The sequence below is a fragment of the Niveispirillum lacus genome, from assembly GCF_002251795.1.
Classification (GTDB): Bacteria; Pseudomonadota; Alphaproteobacteria; order Azospirillales; family Azospirillaceae; genus Niveispirillum; species Niveispirillum lacus.
Genome location: NZ_NOXU01000030.1, coordinates 319,890 through 343,500 on the forward strand (window position 1 = coordinate 319,890; position 23,611 = coordinate 343,500).

General features: G+C 63.2%; 18 protein-coding genes and 1 tRNA gene. 13 read left to right on the forward strand and 6 right to left on the reverse strand.

What is annotated here, in order from left to right; translation table 11 throughout:
- Positions 1-24: 24 nt before the first annotated feature.
- From CHU95_RS14430 to CHU95_RS14445, 4 genes are all read right to left on the reverse strand, one after another.
- Positions 25-327 carry an SCP2 sterol-binding domain-containing protein gene (locus CHU95_RS14430; RefSeq protein WP_094457020.1) on the reverse strand — a complete coding sequence of 101 codons (303 nt, stop codon included), beginning with the start codon at positions 325-327 and terminating at the stop codon, positions 25-27.
- A gap of 110 nt (positions 328-437) precedes the next feature.
- Entirely contained in the window at positions 438-1,049 is a 612-nt protein-coding gene (locus CHU95_RS14435) for a LysE family translocator (RefSeq protein ID WP_094457021.1), read from the reverse strand.
- A gap of 98 nt (positions 1,050-1,147) precedes the next feature.
- Positions 1,148-2,509: a sensor histidine kinase gene (locus CHU95_RS14440; protein ID WP_094457022.1), complete on the reverse strand. Its 1,362-nt coding sequence runs from the start codon at positions 2,507-2,509 to the stop codon at positions 1,148-1,150.
- Positions 2,499-3,911 carry a sigma-54-dependent transcriptional regulator gene (locus CHU95_RS14445; RefSeq protein ID WP_094457023.1) on the reverse strand — a complete coding sequence of 471 codons (1,413 nt, stop codon included), beginning with the start codon at positions 3,909-3,911 and terminating at the stop codon, positions 2,499-2,501. The genes CHU95_RS14440 and CHU95_RS14445 overlap by 11 nt, the downstream gene beginning before the upstream one ends.
- Before the next feature lie 244 nt (positions 3,912-4,155).
- On the opposite strand from CHU95_RS14445, the gene CHU95_RS14450 reads away from it, so the two are divergent.
- Together CHU95_RS14450 and CHU95_RS14455 are read left to right on the forward strand one after the other, a co-directional pair.
- Positions 4,156-4,629: a (2Fe-2S)-binding protein gene (locus tag CHU95_RS14450; protein WP_425435984.1), complete on the forward strand. Its 474-nt coding sequence runs from the start codon at positions 4,156-4,158 to the stop codon at positions 4,627-4,629.
- 11 nt (positions 4,630-4,640) lie between these two features.
- On the forward strand, positions 4,641-6,839 hold the full coding sequence (locus CHU95_RS14455; protein ID WP_094457024.1) for a xanthine dehydrogenase family protein molybdopterin-binding subunit: 2,199 nt from the start codon (positions 4,641-4,643) through the stop codon (positions 6,837-6,839).
- A gap of 48 nt (positions 6,840-6,887) precedes the next feature.
- Here CHU95_RS14455 and CHU95_RS14460 read toward each other — a convergent pair whose 3' ends face one another.
- Together CHU95_RS14460 and CHU95_RS14465 are read right to left on the reverse strand one after the other, a co-directional pair.
- Entirely contained in the window at positions 6,888-7,556 is a 669-nt protein-coding gene (locus tag CHU95_RS14460) for a MarR family winged helix-turn-helix transcriptional regulator (RefSeq protein WP_094457025.1), read from the reverse strand.
- An 88-nt stretch (positions 7,557-7,644) separates the two neighbouring features.
- Positions 7,645-9,444, reverse strand: a complete 1,800-nt coding sequence (locus tag CHU95_RS14465) for a PHA/PHB synthase family protein (protein WP_094457264.1) — start codon at positions 9,442-9,444, stop codon at positions 7,645-7,647.
- Between the two features lie 222 nt (positions 9,445-9,666).
- On the opposite strand from CHU95_RS14465, the gene CHU95_RS14470 reads away from it, so the two are divergent.
- From CHU95_RS14470 to CHU95_RS14520, 11 genes are all read left to right on the forward strand, one after another.
- Positions 9,667-10,062, forward strand: coding sequence for a hypothetical protein (locus tag CHU95_RS14470; RefSeq protein WP_094457026.1), 396 nt, complete (start codon positions 9,667-9,669; stop codon positions 10,060-10,062).
- Between the two features lie 279 nt (positions 10,063-10,341).
- Positions 10,342-11,571, forward strand: a complete 1,230-nt coding sequence (locus tag CHU95_RS14475) for an LL-diaminopimelate aminotransferase (protein WP_094457027.1) — start codon at positions 10,342-10,344, stop codon at positions 11,569-11,571.
- Positions 11,572-11,583: 12 nt separating this feature from the next.
- Positions 11,584-12,882 carry a homoserine dehydrogenase gene (locus CHU95_RS14480; protein WP_094457028.1) on the forward strand — a complete coding sequence of 433 codons (1,299 nt, stop codon included), beginning with the start codon at positions 11,584-11,586 and terminating at the stop codon, positions 12,880-12,882.
- Between the two features lie 108 nt (positions 12,883-12,990).
- Complete coding sequence (gene glpX / locus CHU95_RS14485; protein WP_094457265.1) at positions 12,991-13,965, forward strand: class II fructose-bisphosphatase; 975 nt, start codon at positions 12,991-12,993, stop codon at positions 13,963-13,965.
- A gap of 126 nt (positions 13,966-14,091) precedes the next feature.
- Positions 14,092-15,891 (forward strand): single-stranded-DNA-specific exonuclease RecJ, encoded by a 1,800-nt coding sequence (recJ, locus tag CHU95_RS14490; protein WP_094457029.1) that lies wholly within the window; start codon positions 14,092-14,094, stop codon positions 15,889-15,891.
- 174 nt (positions 15,892-16,065) lie between these two features.
- On the forward strand, positions 16,066-17,592 hold the full coding sequence (locus tag CHU95_RS14495; RefSeq protein WP_094457030.1) for a hypothetical protein: 1,527 nt from the start codon (positions 16,066-16,068) through the stop codon (positions 17,590-17,592).
- Positions 17,593-17,687: 95 nt separating this feature from the next.
- A tRNA-Glu gene (locus CHU95_RS14500) sits at positions 17,688-17,763 on the forward strand.
- A 149-nt stretch (positions 17,764-17,912) separates the two neighbouring features.
- Positions 17,913-18,140 (forward strand): hypothetical protein, encoded by a 228-nt coding sequence (locus tag CHU95_RS14505; RefSeq protein WP_133065533.1) that lies wholly within the window; start codon positions 17,913-17,915, stop codon positions 18,138-18,140.
- 189 nt (positions 18,141-18,329) lie between these two features.
- Complete coding sequence (locus CHU95_RS14510) at positions 18,330-18,761, forward strand: hypothetical protein (protein ID WP_094457032.1); 432 nt, start codon at positions 18,330-18,332, stop codon at positions 18,759-18,761.
- Between the two features lie 69 nt (positions 18,762-18,830).
- Positions 18,831-20,471, forward strand: coding sequence for an efflux RND transporter periplasmic adaptor subunit (locus CHU95_RS14515; protein ID WP_094457033.1), 1,641 nt, complete (start codon positions 18,831-18,833; stop codon positions 20,469-20,471).
- A 9-nt stretch (positions 20,472-20,480) separates the two neighbouring features.
- A complete protein-coding gene (locus CHU95_RS14520) occupies positions 20,481-23,609 on the forward strand; it encodes an efflux RND transporter permease subunit (protein ID WP_094457034.1) in 3,129 nt (1,042 codons plus the stop codon).
- The last annotated feature ends 2 nt before the right edge of the window (positions 23,610-23,611 follow it).

A 23,611-nucleotide genomic window follows, 5' to 3' on the forward strand; every position in this document is an offset into this window, starting at 1 on the left:
GGGAACCAGGCGCAGACCCGTCCCTTAATCTTCCAGCATGTTGGCCAGTTTCAGGGCGATACCCATATTGCCGCTGACCTTCAGTTTGCCGGTCATGAAGGCCAGGGTCGGGGCCAGCTTGCCATCCGCCAGTTTCATCAGGTTATCACCGGAAATGGTCAGGGTCGTGTCAGGGGCAGCCCCCTGGCGGCCCACCGTCGGCGGGGTGGCACGACCATCAATAAACAGGACATCGCCGCCGCCCAGGTCAAACTTCACCAAGGCCCCCAGCCCGACAAAGTTCAGCGCACGGGCTTTCATCTGGGCTTCGATCTGATCGATGGTCATCACGCTTCCTCACGCCATTTTTTAAGTAACGTTTACGTAATCGGAACTTATAGCGCAGGCAGGCGATCTGAGCAAGAAGAACGCCTGCTCCCCTGCCGTCTGCGGTCGGTTTATCGTGCGGCCACGGCGACCGCGACGCCTGCCATCACGCCGCCGGTGGCGCGGTTGACCGCGCGCATCCGGTCCGGTGTCGCAATAAAGCGCCGCGCCCCCGCAGCCAGCAGCGCATAGCCGGTCATGATACCGCCCAACACCACAACCATCACCAGACACAGTTCGGCAATGGCCAGCGGCGTCATGGTCCGCAGTGCGATGATCTGCGGCAGGATGGCCAGGAAAAACACCATGGTCTTCGGGTTGCCCAGGGTCAGCCCCAGCCCGCCCAGCACCAGTTTGAACCCTTCACCTTTGATCTGCGGCTGTTCGGCAATCCCTTGCGCCGGTGCCCGCCAGAGTTTCCAGGCCATATAAAGAAGATAGGCGGCGCCAGCATATTTGATCACGGTGAAAACGATCTGAAAACTTTGCGCCAGAACGGCCAGCCCACCCATCACCAGCGCAAACCAGGTCAGGTCACCCAAGACGATGCCGGCGATAAAGGGCAGGGTCCGCCGCGTGCCTGTCCCCAGAGCGCGGGCCACCACGGCGGCCACACCGGGACCAGGCGAGGCCACGGCGACGGCGTAGATACCGGCGAAGATCAAAAGGGCGGTGAGTTCCATGGCGCAGGCCTGTCTGAAAGTCGTCGCGATAGCGTAGCACGGAACAGGATGCGCGGCAGGGGAAACGTGAGGCCGATGCCCGGCGCCCACCTTCCCCCTCAGAAGCGCAACGTGAACACCGATCCGCCATCAGGGTCCGGGGTCAGGTTGATGCTGCCGCCATGGGCCAGCATGACTTGCCGCGCCAAGGACAGGCCCACGCCCGACCCGTCACGCTTGGTAGTATAGAAGGGGATGAAGATCTTTTCGGCGACATCAGACGGAATACCCGGCCCATTGTCGCCGACATTGATCACCACATGCCCGCCCTCGTCCAGATGGGCGGTCAGGCGGATCAGGTGGCCGCCCGTGCGGGGTTGCACGTCGCGCATGGCCTCCACCGCGTTTTTCAGCAGGTTGATCAGCACCTGTTCGACCATGTCGGCATCGGCCAGCAGTTCCAACTGCGGCGGCAGCACCAGCACTTCCATGGACACGCCGTGGCTGTCGGCGGCAGGCGCCATCAGGCGCTGCAGACGTTCGGTGATCTCTTTCACCTTGATACGCGCCAGTTGCGGTTTGGGGACTGAGGTGAACTGGCGATAGCGTTCGACAAAACGCAGCAGGCTGTTGGAGCGGCGGGCCACGGTATCAATGGCCATTTCCGCATCCTGCATCTCATCCACCAGATCGGCCTGACCCGCGACCTTTTCCTTCAAATCAGATAGTACCCCCTGTGCGGTGCGGGTCAGCGACGCGATGGGGGTTAGGGAATTCATCATTTCGTGTGTCAGCACCCGCACCAGGTCCTGCCAGGCCCGCACTTCCGTGGCTTCCAGATCGCCGGCGATATTCTGCAAGGACAAGAGCAGCCGGCTTTCCCCGCCCAGGATCAGGCGTGTCGCCGTCACGGTCAGTTGCTGCGGTCCCACCGAACTGCCCGCCGCGACCCGGATCAGGGTTCGGGTGCCGGGTGCCAACCCGCGCAGCGCGTCGGCCAGAAACTGTCCGTCCGTGGTCCGCCGGCTCAGCTCCTCCGGCCCCAGCAGCCGATGGGCAAAATTGTTCAGCAGCTCAACGCGCCCATCCTCAAACATCGCGGCCAGGGCCACCGGCGCATGGTTCAGCATGGCGTTCAGATAATCAGCCTGCTTCTCTGAACTGGCGCGGCTGGCGCGGAACTTGTCCATCACTTGGGTGATGGCGGTGCCCAGTTCATCAAAGGCCGACCCTTGGTCAGACTGGCGGAAGGTCTGGCTGAAATCGGAATGGGCGATGGCGCCCAGGAACCGTGCCACTTCGCGGTTGGTCTTGGTGACCGTCCGCAACAGTCCTCCGACCTGTGCCAGGATCGCCAGGGCTACCAGCAGGCTGGTGGCACGCAGCGACGTCTCCACCAGCATGATGCCCAGCAGCATGGAGGACAGGGCCAGCAGTGCCACCCGGATCGTGACATTCAGCTCAAACCGCCTAGAGCCCATGCTTTTCCATCCGGCGATAGAGGGAGGCGCGCGTGATGCCCAGGTCCTGGGCCGCGTGGCTGATATTGCCCTGATGTTTGGAGAGTGCTTTGCGGATGGCCTCGCGCTCCACCGCCTCCAGGTCCAGCGTATCCAGGATCAGGGCATTGCCGCTGGTGGCGACGGGTGGGGCCGGTGTCGGCGCGGCCTGACCAGCCGTCGATGGCAGAGAAAAATCTTCGGCTTCCAGCATCGGACCGGCTGACAGGATCATGGCCCGTTCCACAGCATGACGAAGGGCCCGCACATTGCCGGGCCAGCGCCAGGCCATCAGCCGGGGCAGGGCGCCGGGCGACACTTTCTTCGCCGGCATATTGTATTTGCGGGCATAGATCGCGACGAAATGGTCAATCAGGACGGGGATATCATCGGCCCGGTCGCGCAGCGGCGGCAGGTGCAGTTCCACCGTGTTGATGCGGTATAGCAAGTCCTGGCGGAACACATCTTCCCGGCCCAACTGGTCCAGCGGCATGTTGGTGGCGCTGACCAGTCTTACATCAATGGAGATAGGCTTGGTTCCGCCCACGGGGATCACCACCCGTTGTTCCAGCACCGACAGCAGCTTGGATTGCAAATACAGTGGCAGATTGCCGATTTCATCCAAGAACAGCGTGCCGCCATTGGCTGCCACCAGACGGCCCACACGGTCCTCTTTCGCGTCGGTGAAGGCACCTTTCTTGTGACCGAACAGTTCACTTTCAAACAGGCTTTCCGACACCGAACCCAGATCGACCGAGACAAAAACCTGGTCCCGGCGTTTCGACCGGCGGTGGATTTCACGCGCAATCACCTCCTTGCCGGTGCCGTTTTCGCCCAGGATCAGGACATTGGCTTCGGTCGGTGCGGCGCGGTCCAGCAGGGCAAAGATTCGGGCCATGGCGGGTGATGACCCGATGATCGTGCTGGATGCACCATCCACATTGACGCCGGCCAGCTCTTTGGTGGTGGCGGCGGATTGCCGGGCTTCGCGTTTTGAGGCGGTCAGTTTCAGCGCAGAAGACAGGGTGGCCAGCAACCGTTCATTCTGCCAAGGCTTCAGCACAAAATCGGCGGCCCCTTGCTTCATCGCCTCGACCGCCGTCCCGACATCGCCATAGGCGGTGATCAGCACAACCGACAGCGTTGGGTCGATTTCGACGATCCGTTTCAGCCATTGAAATCCCTCGCGCCCGGTATTGGCGCCGATGGCGAAATTCATGTCCAGCAGGACAGCGTCGAAGCTTCCTTCCTTCAGCAGATGCGGAATCCGGTCCGGCCTGGGTTCCGTGTGGCAAAGAATGCCCTCGCGTTTCAGCATCAAGCGGGCAGCCACCAGGATATCTTCGTCATCATCGACGATCAGGACACGCGACTGTTCAGCCATGATCCACCAGGACAAGGAAAACTGTCCGGAAACGTACAGTCTTTGCCTGGTCAAGGCGAGCGGAATAGGGGTGGCGGGCGCCACCGAAATATTCGCCCGAATATCTCGGTGGAGAATGTGAAACCATGTCACAAAATGGCCGCCGTTGGGACTTGCAGGCATGGTTTGAGACGCCATTTACCGTCCTGAAACAAAATGCCGGCCCCATGACACCGGTGTTATCTTTATTCTGCTTCCAAAATAAATGTCCTGGCAGAAGGTGAAGGCGATGATCGAACTGACCATCAATGGCAAGGTTCACCGGCTGGATGCCGATCCGGATATGCCCTTGCTGTGGGCCATCCGTGACATTCTGGGCCTGACCGGTACCAAATATGGCTGTGGTGTCGCCCAGTGTGGCGCCTGCACGGTACATGTCGACGGTGTCGCCACCCGGTCCTGCGTCATCCCGCTACAATCGGCGGCCGGCTCGACCGTCACCACGATTGAGGCCCTGGGCGGCACACATGCGCTGCAGAAAGCGTGGGAAGCCCTGCAGGTGCCGCAATGCGGCTATTGCCAGTCCGGACAGATCATGTCGGCCGCTGCCCTTTTGAAGGAAACGCCCAAACCCACGGATGCAGAAATTGATGCCGCCATGGATGGCAATCTGTGCCGTTGTGGCACCTATCCGCGCATCAAGGCCGCGATCAAGCGCGCTGCCGGCATCGCCTCGTGACGCAGGAAGGGATGATTGACGCCATGGATAGCCACCTGATCCACGACACCGACCTGTCGCGCCGCGCGCTTCTGGCTGGCCTGGGCGGCCTTGCGGTCGCCATCGCCCTGCCGCTGCCCACGCGGGCGCAAACCGCACCGCCGGGCCCGCCGCCGCTGGGTGCTGCCGCTGCCGGCGCCAATGCCCAGACTGGCATGGTCACCGCCTATTTGGTGGTGAAGCCCGACGGTAAGCTGGTGATCATTTCCCCCACCACAGAGATGGGGCAGGGTACCCACACCGCCCATGCTGCCATCATCGCCGATGAAGTGGGCGTGGATTTTGCCGACGTGTCGGTGGAAACCGCCATTCCTGCCGATGCCTATCGCTGGGGCGGTGCCATGGGGTCGGGGGGCAGTCAGGGTGTCCGCCGCTGGAACGACCATCTGCGCAAGGGTGCGGCGCAGGCGCGTGTCATGCTGATCCAGGCTGGCGCCAGCCGCTGGAATGTTGATCCGGCCGGCATCACCATCGAACGCGGCTATCTGGTTCACACTCAAACCCAGCGCCGCATGCGTATCGGGGATGTGGCAGCGGATGCGGCAACATTCACGCCGCCCGACAATCCACCGCTGCGCGATCCGTCGACCCGCCGGTATGTTGGCCAGAATATCCCGCGTCTTGATATTCCAGCCAAGGTGCGGGGCGAAACCATTTACAGCATGGATTTCCGCCTGCCGGGCATGCTCTACGCCTGCGCCCGCCTCAATCCGGTGTTCCATGGCGATATTGCCAGCTTTGATGCGGCGCCCGCGCTTAAGGTCAAGGGTGTCCGGAAGGTGGTGAAGATCCAGGGCGGCGTTGCCGTCATCGCTGACACGGCCTGGGCGGCGATCAAGGGGGCGGATGCTGTGACGGTCAGTATGGCCCCTTCGCCCCAGGACGGCATCAATAGCGCCGCCCTGGCTGAGGCGATGGTGGAAGGGCTGGGCGCGGCCCAGGCCATCCCGGCCACGTCACGCGGTGATGTCGATGCTGCCTTCAAATCGGCCGCTAAGACGGTAACCGCCGATTACAGCGTGCCGTATATTTGCCACGCGCCGATGGAAGCGTGGAGCTGCACCGGTCTGTTCAAGGATGGCAAGCTGGAGCTGTGGGCGCCGACCCAGGTGCAAGACCGGTCGCGGCGCACGGCAGCGGCGACCCTCGGCATCGATGCCGAGGCCGTGACCCTCCACACGCTGATGCTGGGTGGCGGTTTCGGCCGGCGTCTGATGGATGATGGCATTCCGGGTGCCGCACAGGTCGCCAAGGACATGGCAGGCACCCCGGTGAAATTTTTCTGGCGGCGGGAGGACGAGTTTGACCGTGGCTATTTCCGCCCGGCCCAGATGGCGCGCCTGACCGCATCGCTGGACGCCAAAGGGACGGTGACCGGCATGGCCATCCGCATTTCCGGTCCCTCCATGCGTGCCGAGTTTGCGCCGGGCGGGCTGAAGGAAGGGGAACTGGACGGTTCCTCGGTGCAGGATCTTGGCAACCTTCCTTACAACCTGCCCAACTTCAAGTTGGATTGGGCCCGCCGGCATGTCCGGGTCACGGCCTCGCCCTGGCGCGCGGTGGGCGCCACCCATAATGCTTTTTTCCTGGAATGTTTTATTGACGAACTGGCCGCCGCGGCCGGCAAGGACCCGCTCGCCTTCCGCCGCGAATTGCTGGCCGGGAACAAGCGGGCGCTGGCCGTGATTGATCTGGTGGCGGAAAAGGCGCAATGGGGCAGGACCTTGCCGAAGGGCCATGGCCAGGGCATTGGTTTTTTTGTCAGCTACGGGTCCCTCTCCGCTCATGTGGTGGAGGCGTCGGTGGTCGACGGGCAGCCGCGTGTCCACCGGGTAACCACGGTGCTGGATTGCGGCGATGTCGTGCTGCCCGATGGCGCACGCAGCCAGATGGAGGGTGGGGTGGTCATGGCCCTATCGGCGGGCCTGTATGAAGCGGTGACGGTCAAGGATGGCCGGGCCGAGCAGCGTAACTTCGACACCTACCGCCTGATGCGCCATTCAGAAACGCCGCCTGTGATTGACGTCCATTTCATCAAGTCCGGTGAAACGCTGGGCGGCGTTGGCGAACCCGGCGTGCCGCCGACATTCCCGGCCGTGGCCAATGCTTTGTCGGCGGCAAGCGGCAAGCGCCTGCGCAGTCTGCCCCTGGTAGAGGCACTGTCGGTCTGATCCGGCCCCTTCGGCCCCGCCGCGGCGGGGCCGGCAGGAGAGGTGCGATTATCGCACCTCTCCCCGGTCATTCAGAAACCCGGCCCAGACTTCGTCCGCGACGGGCAGGGGGGCCGGAGACTGTTCCGGGCAATCCAGCCGCAGGTGCCGATCGCCCAGCGGGGCGCCGACGAAATGGCAATGGTGCGGAAGATCGGTTCCTGGTGCCACTTTGGGCTGGAAAAACTTGCAGTCCAGACACATGCGGCTGTTGGGGACATGCCCGGCACGCTGCAAGCTGCGGATCAGGCGCAACATCAGCCGCAACAGGGACAATTGGTCCGATGCCGGCATATCGCCCAAAGCATCAATCAGGAACAGTGGCCCGCCACCAAACCGGTCGGCCAGCTTCAGCCCGTCGCGGGTAGCCAGCACCAGATTGCCGCGCCCGTCATCTGGGGCCGCCACACGCAGGGCCAGACCCTTCTGGATCAAGGTGGTGGTGGCCTCGCTGGCGGTGGGCGCCTTCACCCCGATGCGCGCCGCGATGGTCACAGGCCGCAACCCTTCGGGATTGTCACGCAGCAAGGAGAGGATGCGGGCCTGGGTCGCGGTCAATCCATGCGGGGTGGCATCGCGCCAGTCATTGGCCTTCAACGCTGCTGCCACCCGCACAAACCCGTCCGCCAGCCGATTGGCCGCCGGTTCGCTCAACCGGTCGAACATGTCTTCGATCATGACACCCCAGCCTTTGGTTGCAGGGTGTTTATATTCGGACTCCGAAATTTTTACAAGGAATTGCGGATATGGTGTCTCCGGCTCTCGTCTATTCCACCACCCGGACCTTCACATAGGAACCCGGTGCCGGTTCAATAGGCGTCAGCTTGCCGTCGCCAGGCTGGCGGGCCGGAACCTTGGGCCCGGCATATTTCTGCACCCATTTGGCATATTCTGGCCACCAGCTTCCCTCCACTTGGCGGGCGCCGGCCAGCCACTGTTCGGGGTCCTTGGGCAGTTTGGTATTCAGGAAGTGGCTGTATTTATTGGCTGATGGCGGATTGACGACGCCGGCGATATGGCCGGATGCCGCCAGCACGAATTTCACCGGTCCGCCATAAAGCTGGGTCGCGGCATAGGTCGACTTCCAGGGTGTGATGTGGTCCTCCCGCGTGGACAGCATGAAGGTCGGGGTTTTGATCCGGCTCAGATCAATCTCCACGCCTTTCAGGGTCAGGCCGCACGGTTTCACCAGCAGGTTACGCTGATACATGTTGCGCAAATAGAAACTGTGCATGGCAGCGGGCATGCGGGTGGCATCGGAGTTCCAGTAGAGCAGGTCGAACGGGAACGGGTCCTTGCCCAGCAGGTAGTTATTCACCACGAATGACCAGATCAGGTCGTTGGCGCGCAGCATGTTAAAGGTGGTCGCCATGGACTGCCCATTCAGGTAGCCCTGGCTGTTCATCTTTTCTTCCAGCGCCGCCAACTGTTCCTCGTCGATGAAGACGGACAGTTCGCCCGGTTCGGTGAAGTCGGTCAGGGTGACGAGGTAAAGCACGCTCTTCACCCGGTCGTCCCCCTTTTCCGCCATATAGGCGAGCGTCGAGGCGGTCAGCGTTCCACCGATGCAATAGCCGACCATGTTGATTTCGCTCTCCCCCGTCGCCTGTTCGATGGCGTCGATGGCGGCCAGCGGGCCCAAAGTCATGTAATCTTCCCAGGTCTTGGCGGCCAGCGCCTCATCCGGATTGACCCAGGACACGATAAATACCGTATGCCCCTGATCACACAGCCATTTCACCAGCGAATTGGCCGGGCGCAGGTCCAGGATATAGAACTTGTTAATCCAGGGCGGCACGATCAGCAGCGGCCGCTTATGCTGCTGCTCCGTCGTCGGGTTGTACTGGATCAACTGCATCAGCTCGTTCTGATAGACGACCTGACCGGGCGTGGCGGCAATATTCTTGCCCACCTCGAATTTCTTATAGTCGGTCATGGAGATGGCGAGCTGGCCTTTGCCGCGCTCCAGATCGCCCAGCAGGTTTTCCAGTCCCTTGACCAGATTTTCACCGCCGGATTCGATGGTGGCGCGCAAGACCTCCGGGTTGGTCAGGACAAAGTTGCTGGGGGCCATCGCGTCCACGAACTGGCGCGTATAGAAATCCACCTTCTTGGCGGTCTTGTCGTCCATGCCCTCCACTTCCTGCACGGTGGATTGCAGCCAGCGCGCCGTCAGCAGGTAGGATTGCTTGATATAGTCGAACAGGGCGTTCTCGTCCCAGGCGCTGTCCTTGAAGCGCTTATCCTCCTTGGCCGGCGCCACCACGGGAGCGGCTTCCTGGCCTAACAGGCGCTGGGTGGTCCGCTGCCACAGCGACAGGTAATCCTGCCACAGCGACATTTGCGCCTGCATCAGCTTGGCTGGATCGGCCATCATCCGGGCCGTCATTTCCATGAAGGCGGCGCCGATATGCATCATGCTCTGCGAGGCGGACGCATCGCCGCCGCTCTGCCGTTGCAGGAAATCTGCCACCAGCCGCTGGCTCTGTTCGGCGATACGCGCCACGTTGCGCGACATTTCAACCGGATCGGGGATCTTGATCTCGGGGCTTTGCGGCTCGGCCATGCTGACTTCCTTGACGTCACGTTTCCCAGGTTTGGGGACATGCCGATTCTCCATTACCCCGGGGTGGGGCCGTCGGCTCTGTCCAGGATCAGTCCCGCATGCCAGCCTGTCCGATGGCGGTATGGCGGGCGGGTTGCCGTCCCGCTTTTTTTCATACACGATCCCATCATGATTTTCACCGACGCATACGTATCGCCCCGACATCTCCGCCTGATGGCTGTCATGACCATGCTGGCCTTGGCGGGTTGTGCGCAATTGCCTGTGCCCGACATCGTCTTCGATGATGGGCCGGCTCCGGCGCTGGCCACGGAAATCACCGATGCCGACCCCATCAAGGCGCTGACTGGTGTGCGGCCCATCCGCCGCGCCGATCCCACCTTGCAGGGAGAGGCCAATCTCGGTTCTGTTCCGCCGCGACCAGAGGCATTTTCCAGCCCTATCGAGCGGCAGGCGATGATCGACCGGTTGCAGGCCGATCAGGCGGAAGGGGAGGCGGCGGGGGACGCGTTGCGCGCCCGGTCGACCGATCCGCGTGGCCGGGCGGAGGACGTGCCCGACGTACCGGACGCCCCACCGCCGGTGCCGCAGGCACTGCCGAGGCCGCCGGAGGGGAGTTAGCAGGAACCAACTGCCTCCCCGGCGAAGGCCGGGGCCCAGGGGCCAAAGGCTCTGCCGTTGCCGCCGCGATGATGAAATTTGCCGAGGGGTCGTGCGCTTGGCCCCTGGGTCCCGGCCTTCGCCGGGAAGGCGAGGTGTGATGGTGAACTTCATTATCCCCCGCCATCCCGCCCGCTCATGGCAGATTGGCGCATGCCCTGCGCAAAATCATGTCGCTTGGGGCTGTTGCGGTGCGCTACATATTTCGCCCCTTTCATTGTCAACCCGGTGCCCAGGTCCATGAGCGACACTGAATTCCACCGCATCAAGCGGCTTCCGCCCTATGTCTTCGCTGAAGTGAATGCGATGAAGGCGCGAGCTAGGGCCGCGGCGGAGGACATTATCGATCTCGGCATGGGTAACCCGGACCAGCCGACCCCACCGCATATCGTGGCGAAGATGATCGAGGCGGTCCAGAACCCCAAGACCCATCGCTACAGCCAGAGCCGCGGCATTCCCGGCCTGCGCAAGGCCATCAGTGCCTATTACAAGCGCCGCTTCGATGTCGATATCGACCCCGAGACCGAAGCCATTGTGACCATCGGGTCCAAGGAAGGTCTGGCCAACCTGGCCCAGGCGATTACCGGTCCCGGTGATGTCATCCTGGTGCCGAACCCGTCCTACCCGATCCATCCGTTCGGCTTCATGCTGGCCGGTGCCGCCCTGCGCCATATCCCGGTGAATAACGGCCTGGATGATTTTGTGCCGGCGCTGGAACGCGCCATCAAACATTCGGTGCCCAAGCCTACGGCCCTGATCGTCAGCTTTCCGGCCAACCCGACGGGTCAGACGGTAACGCTGGACTGGTACCGGCCCATCGTGGATCTGTGCCTGAAGCACGGCATCTATATCCTCTCCGACATTGCCTATGCCGAGATCTATTTCGATGGCAATCCGCCGCCTTCGGTGTTGCAGATCCCGGAAGCGCGCGACATCACGGTCGAATTCAACAGCCTGTCCAAAACCTACAACATGCCGGGCTGGCGTGTCGGGTTTGGCGTGGGTTCCAAGAAGCTGGTGGGCGCCCTGGCCAAGTTCAAATCCTATGTGGATTACGGCGCCTTCACGCCCATCCAGGTGGCGGCCACCGCCGCCTTGAACGGGCCGCAGGATTGTGTGCTGGAAATCCGCGAGATGTACAAGCAGCGCCGCGACGTGCTGATTGAAGGCTTGCATCAGGCTGGCTGGATGGTGCCAAGCCCTAATGCCTCGATGTTTGTCTGGGCCGAAATTCCGGAACCGTTCAAACATCTGAGCAGTCTCGAATTCGCCAAGCTGCTGATGCAGGAGGCCAAGGTGGCCGTCAGCCCCGGCATTGGTTTTGGCGAATATGGAGACACGCATGTGCGTTTCGGTCTGGTCGAGAACAACCAGCGTATCCGGCAGGCCACCCGCAATATCAAGATTTTCCTGGACAAGGCGCGTAAGGTCAACGCGCCCATCACGTCCGAACCCGCCGCTGTCGAGTGAGGATCAGATCTTATGGTTGATGGCAAACCTTTGCGCATCGGTGTCGCCGGTCTGGGTACGGTCGGCGGCGGGGTTCTGAAGCTGGTCTCGGCCAATGCCGATCTTCTCGCCAAGCGAACGGGCCGCCCCATCCAGGTGGTGGCCGTTTCCGCCCGCGACCGCCACCGCGACCGTGGTGTCGATCTGTCAGGCCTGCGCTGGTACGAGAATGCGGCCGATCTGGCCGTTGATCCCGATGTCGATGTCTTTGTCGAACTGATCGGCGGGTCCGACGGCATCGCCCGCCAAGCTGTCGAGGCGGCATTGGCGGCTGGCAAGCATGTGGTCACCGCCAACAAGGCGCTGTTGGCCCATCATGGTGCGGCCCTGGCCGCCAAGGCCGAGTCCGCCGGCCTGACCCTGGCGTTCGAGGCGGCGGTGGCCGGTGGCATCCCGGCCATCAAGGGTCTGCGCGAAGGTTTGGCCGCCAACAATATCCGGGAAGTTCACGGCATCCTGAACGGCACCTGCAATTACATCCTGACCGAAATGCGGACCACAGGCCGCGATTTCGCCGATGTTCTGGCCGATGCCCAGCGCCTGGGCTATGCCGAGGCCGACCCGTCCTTCGACGTGGATGGCGTGGATGCTGCGCACAAGCTGGCGGTCCTCACGGCCGTGGCCTTTGGGGCGCATGTCGATTTCAAGTCGGTGCATATCGAGGGCATCCGCCACGTCTCAGCGCTGGACATCAACTATGCCCAGGAACTGGGCTACCGCATTCGTCTGCTGGGCATTGCGCGGCGGACGGAGGAGGGGATCGAACAGCGGGTGCATCCCTGCATGGTGCCGATCACCAGCCCCTGCGGTGCCACGGATGGTGTGTTCAACGCCGTGGTTGCTGACGGCGACTTCGTGGACAAGGTTGTGCTGGTCGGCCGGGGGGCCGGTGCCGGCCCGACCGCGTCTGCGGTCGTCGCCGATCTGGTGGATATTGCGCGCGGCCGGTCGACGCCGACCTTTGGCGTGCCGGCGGCGGATCTGCTGCTGGCCAAGGCAGCTCCGCTCAGCCGCCGCCGCGGCCGCTATTATGTCCGCCTGATGGTGGTCGACCGTCCGGGCGTGATCGCGGAAATCGCGGCCACCCTGCGCGACCAGAATGTCTCGATGGAGGCGTTCTTGCAGCGTGGCCGCGCGCCGGGTGAGGCGGTGCCGGTGGTCTGGACCACGCACGACACGGATGAGGCCGCCATGCAGCAGGCGCTCGCCACCATCGCGTCGTTGGACAGTGTTCTGGAACCGCCGCGCATGATCCGCATCGAGGATTTCTGATACACACTCAAACCAAGGAACGGCGCAATCGACAAGACGCCGGTCTCAGCCATAGGGGAACGAGATATGAGTGAGAAGAGCAATCCGAAGGGCGATTTTTCCCTGGTGATGGATCGCAACCTGGCGCTGGAAGTGGTCCGCGTCACCGAAGCGGCGGCCTTGTCCGCATCGCTGCTGATGGGCCGCGGCGATGAGAAAGCCGCCGATCAGGCCGCTGTGGACGCGATGCGCAAGGCGCTGAACAGCCTTTCCATCGACGGTACGGTGGTTATTGGCGAGGGCGAGCGTGACGAAGCCCCGATGCTGTATATCGGGGAAAAGGTCGGCACCGGCAACGGGCCTAAGATCGACATCGCGCTGGACCCGTTGGAAGGCACGACGATCTGCGCCAAGGGCGGCCCGAACGCTCTGGCCGTTATCGCCATGGCGGAGGCCGGTGGCTTCCTGAACGCGCCTGACGTGTACATGGAAAAGATCGCGGTGGGCGGTGGCCTGCCGGGCGGTGTTGTCGACCTGGACGAAAAGGTCGAGACCAATCTGCGCAATCTGGCGCTGGCCAAGGGGGCGGACGTCTCGGAACTGGTGGTCTGTATTCTGGACCGTCCGCGCCATGCCGAACTGATCGCCCGCGTGCGGGAGGCCGGTGCGCGCATCATGCTGATTGGTGACGGCGACGTGTCAGGCGTCATCGCCACGGCCCAGCCCAATGCCGGCATCGACCTGTATATGGGGTCGGGTGGTGCGCCGGAGGGGGTTTTGGCCGCTGCCGCCCTGCGCTGCATCGGTGGGCAGTTCCAGGGCCGTCTGATTTTCCGCAACGATGCCGAGCGGGAGCGCGCCAAGCGCTGGGGCGTCACCGACCTGGACAAGAAGTACAGCCTGTACGATCTGGCCCGTGGCGATGTGATGTTCTGCGCCACCGGCGTGACCACCGGCCCCATGCTGGGCGGTGTGCGCCGCTTCCCCGGCGGCGCCATCACTCATTCGGTGGTGATGCGGTCCAAGTCGGGGACGGTGCGCTATGTCGAGGCACACCACAATCTGCGCACCAAGACCAGCTTCATTCCGGAAGCCAAGCGGTAAGCGGCTTCGCTTATCGGTGTACCGTGATTGTCATCCCCGCTTTTGCGGGGATGACTGTTTTGGGCATTCGCGCGCAGTGCTCTATGCTCATCCGGTATCTCCCCTCCCTGGATCTGGCACTCCCCCATGACCATCCCCGCCTTTCTTGGCGTTGAAAGTTCGCTCACCGGCCGTCGCTGGAAGGCGCGCAATAGCGATGACCGGCTGGCCCTGACGCTGGCGCAGGCGCATGGGTTGCCGGAACTGGTGGGTCGCCTGCTGGCCGGGCGTGGGGTGGGGGTGGAGGAGGTGGAGCGGTACCTTTCGCCCACCTTGCGCGCCTTTATGCCCGACCCGTCGGTCCTGCGCGATATGGACATTGCCGCCGACCGGGTGGCCCGCGCCATCCGCGACGGGGAGAAGGTGGCCGTTTTCGGTGATTATGACGTGGATGGCGCCACCTCCACGGCCCTGCTGAACCGGTTCTTCCGGGCCGTGGGCCGGGAACTGCGGGTCTATATCCCCGACCGCATTGAAGAAGGGTATGGCCCAAACCTGCCAGCTTTGTTGAAACTGAAGCAGGAAGGCATCGATCTGGTTATTACCGTCGATTGCGGCGTGACCAGTTTCGACCCGCTGCAGGGGGCGGTGGCCGCCGGGTTGGAGGTGGTGGTGGTGGACCATCACAAGGCCGAACCGCGTCTGCCGGCCGTGACCGCTGTTGTCAATCCCAACCGTCTTGATGAACCGGCCGGCGGGCCGCTTTCGACTCTGGCGGCTGTGGGCGTCAGTTTTCTGCTGATCGTGGCGGTCAACCGGGTGCTGCGCGGCAGCGGCTATTACAGCGCTGGCAGAACGGAACCGGACCTGATGTCGTGGCTGGATATTGTGGCCCTGGGTACAGTGTGTGACGTGGTGCCGCTGGTCGGGCTGAACCGGGCATTTGTGGCACAGGGTCTGCGTGTCATGGGTAAACGGGCCAATATCGGCATTGCGGCTCTGGCCGATGTCGCCGGTGTGAACGAGGTGATGGACGCCTACCATGCCGGATACATTATTGGACCCCGCGTAAATGCCGGCGGGCGGGTGGGCCGGGCCGATCTGGGCACGCGGCTTTTGTCGACGGAGTCGACGGCAGAAGCAGCCGACCTGGCCAAGGAGCTGCACGCCTTCAATGCCGCACGCCGTGCGATCGAGGCAGCCGTGCTGGAAGAGGCCATCGCCAGCACCGAAGCCAGCGTGGACGAGAGCCCTGAACTTGTCTTGGCTGTGGGGGAAGGCTGGCATCCCGGCGTCATCGGCATTGTCGCCTCACGGCTGAAGGACCGGTATAACCGCCCGGCTTGCGTGGTGGCCCTGGACGGCCTGTTGGGCAAAGCATCGGGCCGTTCCGTGCGTGGCGTCGACCTGGGCTCCGCCATCATCGCGGCGCGGCAGGCTGGATTGCTGGTGGCGGGCGGCGGCCATGCTATGGCGGCCGGCTTCACCGTGGCGCGGGAAAAGATCGACGATCTGCGCACTTTCCTGCGGGATCGCATCGCCCGGCAGTTGGAAGATGCCGGCCCGCTAGTCCCCTCCCTTTCCTTGGACGGGGCCTTGTCGGTTCGGGCTGCCAGCACCGATCTGCTGCGGCATCTGGAAAGGCTTGCTCCCTATGGTACGGGTAACTCCGAACCCCGCTTCGCCGTGGCTGATGCCCGCATTGTCAAGGCTGATCTGGTTGGGGCTGAAGGTAAGCATGTGCGCTGCATCCTGACCGGCAGCGACGGCAGTCGTTTGAAATCAATCGCCTTCCGCGCCATGGACAGTGATCTGGGCCCGGCCTTGCTGCAAAGCGGCGGACGGCCGATGCATCTGGCAGGGACCTTGCGGCCTGACCGCTGGAATGGAAATGACGGCGTACAGTTGTTAATTGACGATGGCGCTATTTCCGGCAACGCTGGATAAAGGAAACCTGAGTCTTTATTCATTAATTCGCCGTGCGCCTTTAACAAACTATTGCCAAATCGTTAAAGACAGCAATCGCGGCATGGCATATAGTCACCCATCGCCCAGTTGCCGCTTGCATTATCACTGCCGGGGCAGGGCGGTTGCGTTGATTTTGTGCGGGGCGTTGGTGTCATGAATGTACGCGCGGCGGGCATGCCGGCCGATCGGTCGGATACAGGCAAGGTGAAGGAAAACACGGTCTCACCGCCTGAACCCGCTACCACTATTTCCAAGCTGCAGGCCCATTTTGAGCAGTTGGACGAAAGTTCGTTGCTGCGGGTGGCGCGGGCGGTCGAATTGGCCCGTGCTGCGGAACGACGCGATCCGACTGATGAACAGATTCTGGAAACCTTGCGCCCCCGCCTGCGTGCATTGCGCCCCCATCGTGTTCCCACCTTTCAGCGGTCGATCTGCACGGCGTTGGAGATTTTCCTTTATGAAGGCGACCTGCATGAAGAAAAGCGCAAGGGAGCCCTGGCGCGCCAGGTCCTGAACCCGTGGTGGCGGGTGCTGATGGCCTCGCCCTACCGTGCCACGCTGGCCGGGCTGGAGGGGGAATATGGCAAGGCTGTGCGTGAACAGCGTTGGACCGATCTTCCCGCCATTGCCGAACGCGGTATCCAGGCTGCGGCCTCCGCGACGGAGTCGCTGCTGGCAGAGGCGCTTAAATCCTACGGCCGGCGCGGTGAGTTATCCGCCATGCTGGGGGGCGACCGGGCGCTGGAAGATATGAAGGAAATCGGGGTGCTGCTGGGGCTGCATGCCCAGTTGACACCTGCCCTGGACCGGGTGCGCCGGATGGCCGGGGTGGAGGGATCGGGTCGTATTTTTGATTTCACCCCCAATGCCGTTGTGGCGGCGCGCACCGCCTACATGAATGTCCATGACCGGGGCGCCGACCTGGTCGAGTATTTCTTTTTCGGCCTGATGACGATGCTGGTCCAGCCCTTCCAGGCGCTGCGACTGGTTCGTATGCTGTCGCAGGACATGAGCCATGTTTCCGGCAACCATCCAGCCCGGCTGATCCCGGCCCGGTTGTTTTCTGACCTGACGCGGACTTTGTCGGAGATCGGGCGCGCTTCTGGCGGGCCGGTGATGGCGCGGCGTGTCTGGCTGCTGACCTGTGCCCGGCTTGTGTCGGACGCACAGCTCATGATCAAGGGGCTGGCAGACGAGGTTCAGGTGGAACCGAATCCCGAGTGGCAGAAGCTGTTGGCCGAAGCACGCGGACGGGTGATGCAGGCGGTCGACACCTTCATTCTGGCGGCACTGCAAGATTGTGTTGTGGTGCTGCCGGTGAAGCAGTTGCAGGAAAAGAAGGGCTCCGAAGTGCGTTTGGAACCCGACATGGCCCATATCCCGACGGAGGAGGAGGTGGGCATTGCGCAGGCCGCCACCGTGCTGTTCACGGCAGTGAAAAAGCTGATGGAACAGGAAGGTCAGGACCGGTTGATGCGGTCGAAGGAGGGTGATCTGGAGCAACGGCTGGAAATTGGTATCAATTTCCGGGTCGAATATCTGCGCGCCCGACCCAAGCATGCCGTGGCCATTGCCCATCTGCGGGGGGTCCAGAAGGTGCTGAAGGGCCTGCCGTCGCTGAACATCATCCGCGATTTGGAATATCGTGTCGAACGCACCCTTGACCGGTATAAGAATTGATCGAAGTTGGCTCTGGCATGGGCGATATGCACGAAACTGAAAAAAAGTGCTTGAACAGCCCGGCTGGTCCGGCTAATTAACCGCCCACCGACGACGTCCCCATCGTCTAGAGGCCTAGGACACCAGCCTTTCACGTTGGTAACACGGGTTCGAATCCCGTTGGGGACGCCACCTTCCAAGAAACGAATTCTTGGGTGCCGGTGGCGGTGCCGGATGGAGACTTGAAAACCATTTGGCGGAAACGGAAAAAGCCCCGTGCCATAAGGCCGGGGCTTTTTCGTTGCTAGACCTGCATTAGCATTCTCAACAAGGGATTGATCATGCGTTCGATGGAAGGACAGCGCAGCGACAACCGGCCTCTGAAGCGCAGTGATGACGAAAAGCGCCGGGCCCTGTTGCAGCTGGAAGCGGCCTATGCCGCGCTCGGTCCGAAGCCGACGCCGGGCCTCAAGGAAACCATGGCAGAGCGTATCCGGGCGCTGAAGGCTGAAATCGCCGAGGGTGCGAGCAAGCCGCCACGCCGCGAGCGGGATCGTGACCGGGGTTGAACAACCATTGCCGTCAAGCCGCCCCGGTGGCGTCGGCGGTTGAAGAAAATCAAAAAAGGCGGGTGCCGTGCGATGCGGCTCCCGCCTTTTTCGTATCACGGCATAAAACACCGCCATCACAACGGTAAGGGTCTTGCGCATGCCGCGATCAGGTCCCATTCTCCACAGTCTGTCATCAAAGGCCGGGCCATGTGCCATATCGCATCATTCTGGACGGGGTTGCTGAAGGCCGGCGCGGTTGCGCTGGTTCTGACTCTGTTCGGCTTTGCGACGGCATCGGCGCATGAGGGTCATCACGATCATCATGCGTCGACGGTCCCTGCGGCTGCGCATCAGGTTCTGGCCGTGTCGGGCGACTGTCATGAGCAAGGGGGCGCGCAGCCCGTGTCTGCATCCCATGACCATGCGCACAAACATGGCCAGGGCATGGGTGATGATTGCTGCAAGGATGCCTGTACCTGTGGCTGTGCGGCCACCTGTGCCGCCCACATCACCGCGGGTTTGCCGGTGGTGACGACCCTGATGCATCCGGTGCCGGCGGGCCTGCTGCTGCCGGGTCGGGCCCTTGACCCGGCGGGCTGGGCGACACCGCCCGAACCACGTCCACCACTGTCCATCTGAAACGCCCACAGCATCGGCGCGCCTTGCCGCCGCTGATGCCCGTTTTGCGTTGTCAGATGGAATCCCCCCATGAAAAGACTGTCGCGCCATTTGCTGGCGGTGGCTTTGTTTCTCGTCCCGGTCCTGCCCACACTTGCCCATGAAGGGCATGATCATGGCGCCGCCGATCCGGTTGTTTCCACCCCATCGCCCGCTGCGATACCAACCTTGGAGGCAGATGGCGGGGAAGTGCAGCTTGTCGCCCTGACCCAGGGCGGGACCATCACCCTGTTCATCGACCGGCTTACCGACAACAGTCCGGTGACTGGGGCTGCCGTGACGCTCTCGGTCAATGGTGGCAAGCCGGTGCCGGTGCCGGCGGCATCGGACGGCACCTACCGACTGTCAGCGCCCTGGGCGGTACCGGGCGACCATGCCCTCAATTTCACCGTGTCCGGCGACGGGGTGGCTGACCTGCTGGTCGGAACCCTGACGGTGCCGGCGGCCAATGCCATGGGGGGCGCGGCGACAGGATGGGGTCCGGTGTTGTGGACCGTCGGTGCGCTGCTGGTGGGCATGGGACTGGGGGCGGCCTTGCTGTCGCTGCGCATGCGTCGGGCGCTCCCGGTCTTGCTGCTGATGGCGGCGCTGACCCTTCCTGCCGATCCTGTGCGGGCGCATGAAGGCCATGATCATGGCGCACCGGCACCAGAGCCGGTGGCAGGCAATACCCCCCGACGCCTGCCCGATGGCGCCCTTTTTGTACCCAAGGCCACGCAGCGCCTGCTGTCCATCCGGACCCAGGAGCTGGTCAGCGCTGAACTGTCACCCACGACCACGCTGACAGGCCGGGTGATCCATGATCCCAACCGGTCCGGCCGGGTGCAGGCACCACAGTCTGGTCGCCTGATGCCGCCCGATGGCGGCTTTCCCCTACCGGGCACACCTGTAAAAGCGGGGCAGGTGCTGGGCTATGTTGAACTGGTACTGCGTGCCGAGGATGGCAGCGGCATCTCCCAGCAACTGGCCGCGCTGGATAAAGATATCCGGCTGGCCCAACAACAGTGGAACCGGCTGTCAAGCCTGAAAGGGGCCGTGGCCCAGGCGGAGATTGACGATGCCCGTGCCACCCTGGATGGGTTGCTGCGCGAGCGGGAGGCGATGGCCCGTGCGGTGGCCAAGCGCGTGCCCCTGACATCGCCCATCGACGGGGTGATCAGCAGCAGCAATGCCGTTCCCGGCCTGATGATCGAGGATCGCGATATCACCCTCGTCTTCGAGGTGGCGGAGCCGGGGGCGGTGATGGTGGAGGCACTGTCCTTTGACGGGCCGCTGCCGGAAGGGGCAGCCGTAACGGCAAGGGTTGGGGATAAGGCGGTAACCCTCGTCATGGCGGGACAGGGGGTTGCCCCGGTACCGGGGGCGACCCGTCTGCTGCTGCGGGCCGGCCCTGCCGGTTGGGGAGGCACGGTCCCGACAGTGGGCACCCTGCTGACCCTGTCGCGCCCTGCGGGGCCGGCGGTGGTGGGCCTGCTGGTCCCGCGCGATGCGCTCATCCGGGGCTCGGACGGGCTGCCTGCTCTGCTGGTGCATGAGACAGCCCAGCGCTTTGTCCCGCGCACGGTGCGGGTGGAACCGGCGGGAGCCGATGCCGTCCGTGTACTGGCGGGTGTTGATGCCGGTGTTCGTGTGGTGGTGCGCAGTGCCAATCTTCTTAACCAGATCCGATAGGGGGCGGCCATGTTTACGGCAATCGTCTCCAGTTCTCTGCACAATCGCCTGATGGTGCTGGTGGCATCCCTGCTGCTGACACTGTATGGCGCCTTCACCCTGGGCCATCTGTCGGTGGATGTGTTCCCTGACCTGAACCGGCCCACCATCACCTTGATGACCGAAAGCCCCGGCATGGCCCCCGAAGAGGTGGAAAGGCTGGTCAGCTTTCCCATCGAAACCACCATGAACGGCATGCCGGGGGTGGAACGTGTCCGTTCCACCTCCTCTGCCGGCCTGTCGGTGGTAACGGTGGAATTCGGTTGGGGCACCGAGATTTATCGTAACCGGCAGCAGGTTACCGAACGTCTTTCGCTGCTGACGGGGCAGTTGCCGCCGGGGGTCGTACCGCAGATGGGCCCCATCTCCTCCATCATGGGCGAGATCATGCTGGTGGCTTTGACCCCGGCGGATGGGGCCACCATCGACCCGATGCGCCTGCGCGATGTCGGCGACTGGACCCTGCGGCCTCGCATCCTGTCTATTCCCGGTGTATCGCAGGTCATCCCCATTGGGGGGGAGGTGCGGCAGTTCCGGGTGGCGCCCGACACGGGCCGTATGGCCCTGCTGGGCGTAACCCTGGAGCAGGTGCGCGCCGCGTTGACGGATTACGGCGCCAATGTCGGCGGCGGCATCGTGGAACGGCAAGGGGAGGAACTGCTGGTGCGCGGCATTGGCCGCACCAGTCGCCTGGACGATCTGCGTAAGCTGCCCGTTGCCACCCTGGATGGCGGGGTCATCACGCTGGGTGATGTGGCTGCTGTCGATCATGCCGCCCGTCCGCGCCGGGGTGATGCCGGTCTGAATGCCGCCACGGCGGTTCTGGTCTCGGTCCAAAAACAGCCGGATGCGGATACGCTGACCGTTACCCGTGCCGTGGAACAGGCCCTGATCGAACTGACAGGCGGCTTGCCCCAGGGCGTGGCCGCACCCGTTGTGGTCTTCCGTCAGGCGGATTTCATCAAGAACAGCGTCAAGAATGTTGAACGTGTGCTGGTGGAAGCTGGCATCGTCGTGGCTGTTATCCTGTTCCTGTTCCTTGGCAATGTCCGCACCACCATCATCAGCCTGACGGCCATTCCCATCTCTATCCTGGTGGCGGTTCTGGTGTTCAAGGCGATGGGCCTGACCATCAACACCATGACCATGGGCGGGCTTGCCATCGCCATCGGTGAACTGGTTGATGATGCCGTGGTGGATGTGGAGAACATCTTCCGACGCCTGCGCGAAAACGCCCGGCGCCCGCAACCGCTGCCCGTGCTGTCCATCGTGCTGTCGGCCAGTACGGAGGTACGGTCGGGTATTGTCTATGCCACGGCCATCATTGTGTTGGTCTTTGTGCCGCTGTTCGCGCTGTCAGGCATTGAGGGGCGGTTGTTCGCGCCACTGGGCATCGCCTATATCGTCTCGATCCTGGCCAGCCTGATCACGGCCATCACCGTCACCCCGGTGCTCTGCTATTTCCTGCTGCCCAAACTGGCGAACACCACCCATCATGATGGGTGGCTGGTCGCCAGGCTGAAGGCCGTCAATGACAGGCTGCTGGACTGGGCCTTTGCCCACCGGCCATTGGTGTTCGCCTCGGTCGTGGCAGCGGTGCTGGCCTCTGCGGCCGCCGTTCCGTTCCTGCCGCGCGCATTTTTGCCTGACTTTAATGAAGGCACGGTGACCATCACCCTGGCCCTCAATCCCGGCATCTCGCTGGACCAGTCCGCCACGGTCGGTCGCATGGCGGAGACCTTGATCCTTCAGGTTCCCGAAGTGACCAGCATTGCCCGCCGCACGGGCCGTGCTGAACTGGACGAGCATGCGATGGGCGTCCATATGTCGGAGATGGAGGCCCATCTGAAGCCCTCCGATCGGTCCAAGGCCGAGATCCTGACGGATATCCGGGCCCGGCTTTCGGCCCTGCCAGCCAGTGTCAATCTGGGCCAGCCCATATCCCACCGCCTGGATCACATGCTATCCGGCGTGCGCGCCCAGTTGGCCGTGAAGCTCTATGGCGATGACATGGTCGCGCTGCGCGCCCTGGCCGGCGGGTTGCAGCAAAAACTGTCCAGCATTCCCGGTCTGGTCGATTTGCAGATCGAAAAGCAGGTGTTGATTCCGCAACTGCGCGTCGATGTCGATCCCGACCGGGCGCGGGCCCATGGTATCACCCCGTACGCCGTTCTGGCGGCTGTGCAGAGCCTGTCCAACGGGGAGGTGGTGACGGAGATCATCGAGGGCGATCGTCGGCACGATCTTGTCCTGCGTCTGAAGGATGAGGCGCGGGATACGGCGACACTGGGCCGCGTGCTGATTGATACGCCAGTCGGACCGGTGCCCCTGTCACACCTGGCCAATGTCAGTGAAGGCGACGGCCCCAACGAAGTGATGCGCGAGAATGGACAGCGGCGTCTGGCCCTTCTGGCCAATGGCGATGGCAAGCGCGACATGGCGGCCATCGTGGCCGATATTCGCGCGGTGCTGGATGCGACGCCGATGCCTGCCGGCACCCATGCCAGCCTGGAAGGCACCTTCCAGGCACAAGAACAGGCGGCCCGCACCATTGCCGCCCTGTCGGCCGTGTCCTTCACCCTGATTTTCCTGGTGCTGTACAGCCGCTACCGCGCCGCCGTGCCGGTGCTGATCATCATGGGCACGGTGCCGATGGCCCTGGTTGGCTCGGTCGTGGCGTTGTGGTTGGCGGGGTTGCCGCTGTCGGTGGCCAGTATGGTTGGGTTTATCACCCTGGCTGGCATTTCCACGCGCAACGGTATCCTGAAAATCAGCCATTACATCAATCTCTGCCGGATCGAGGGCGAGGTCTTCGGCCCTGCCATGATCCGGCGTGGCAGTCGGGAACGGTTGGTGCCCGTGCTGATGACCGCCTTGTCGGCGGGTCTGGCCCTGATCCCGCTGCTGGTCGGCGCCGACGCGCCGGGTAAGGAGATCCTGCACCCGGTTGCCGTCACCATCTTCGGCGGATTGATCAGCGCCACCCTGCTGGACACGGTCGTCACCCCGCTTTTGTTCGCCCGCTATGGCGGTCCGGCCGTTGACCGGCTCTTGACCACCGCTCCCACCATACCCGGCCAGGTGGCCGAAACATTTTAAGG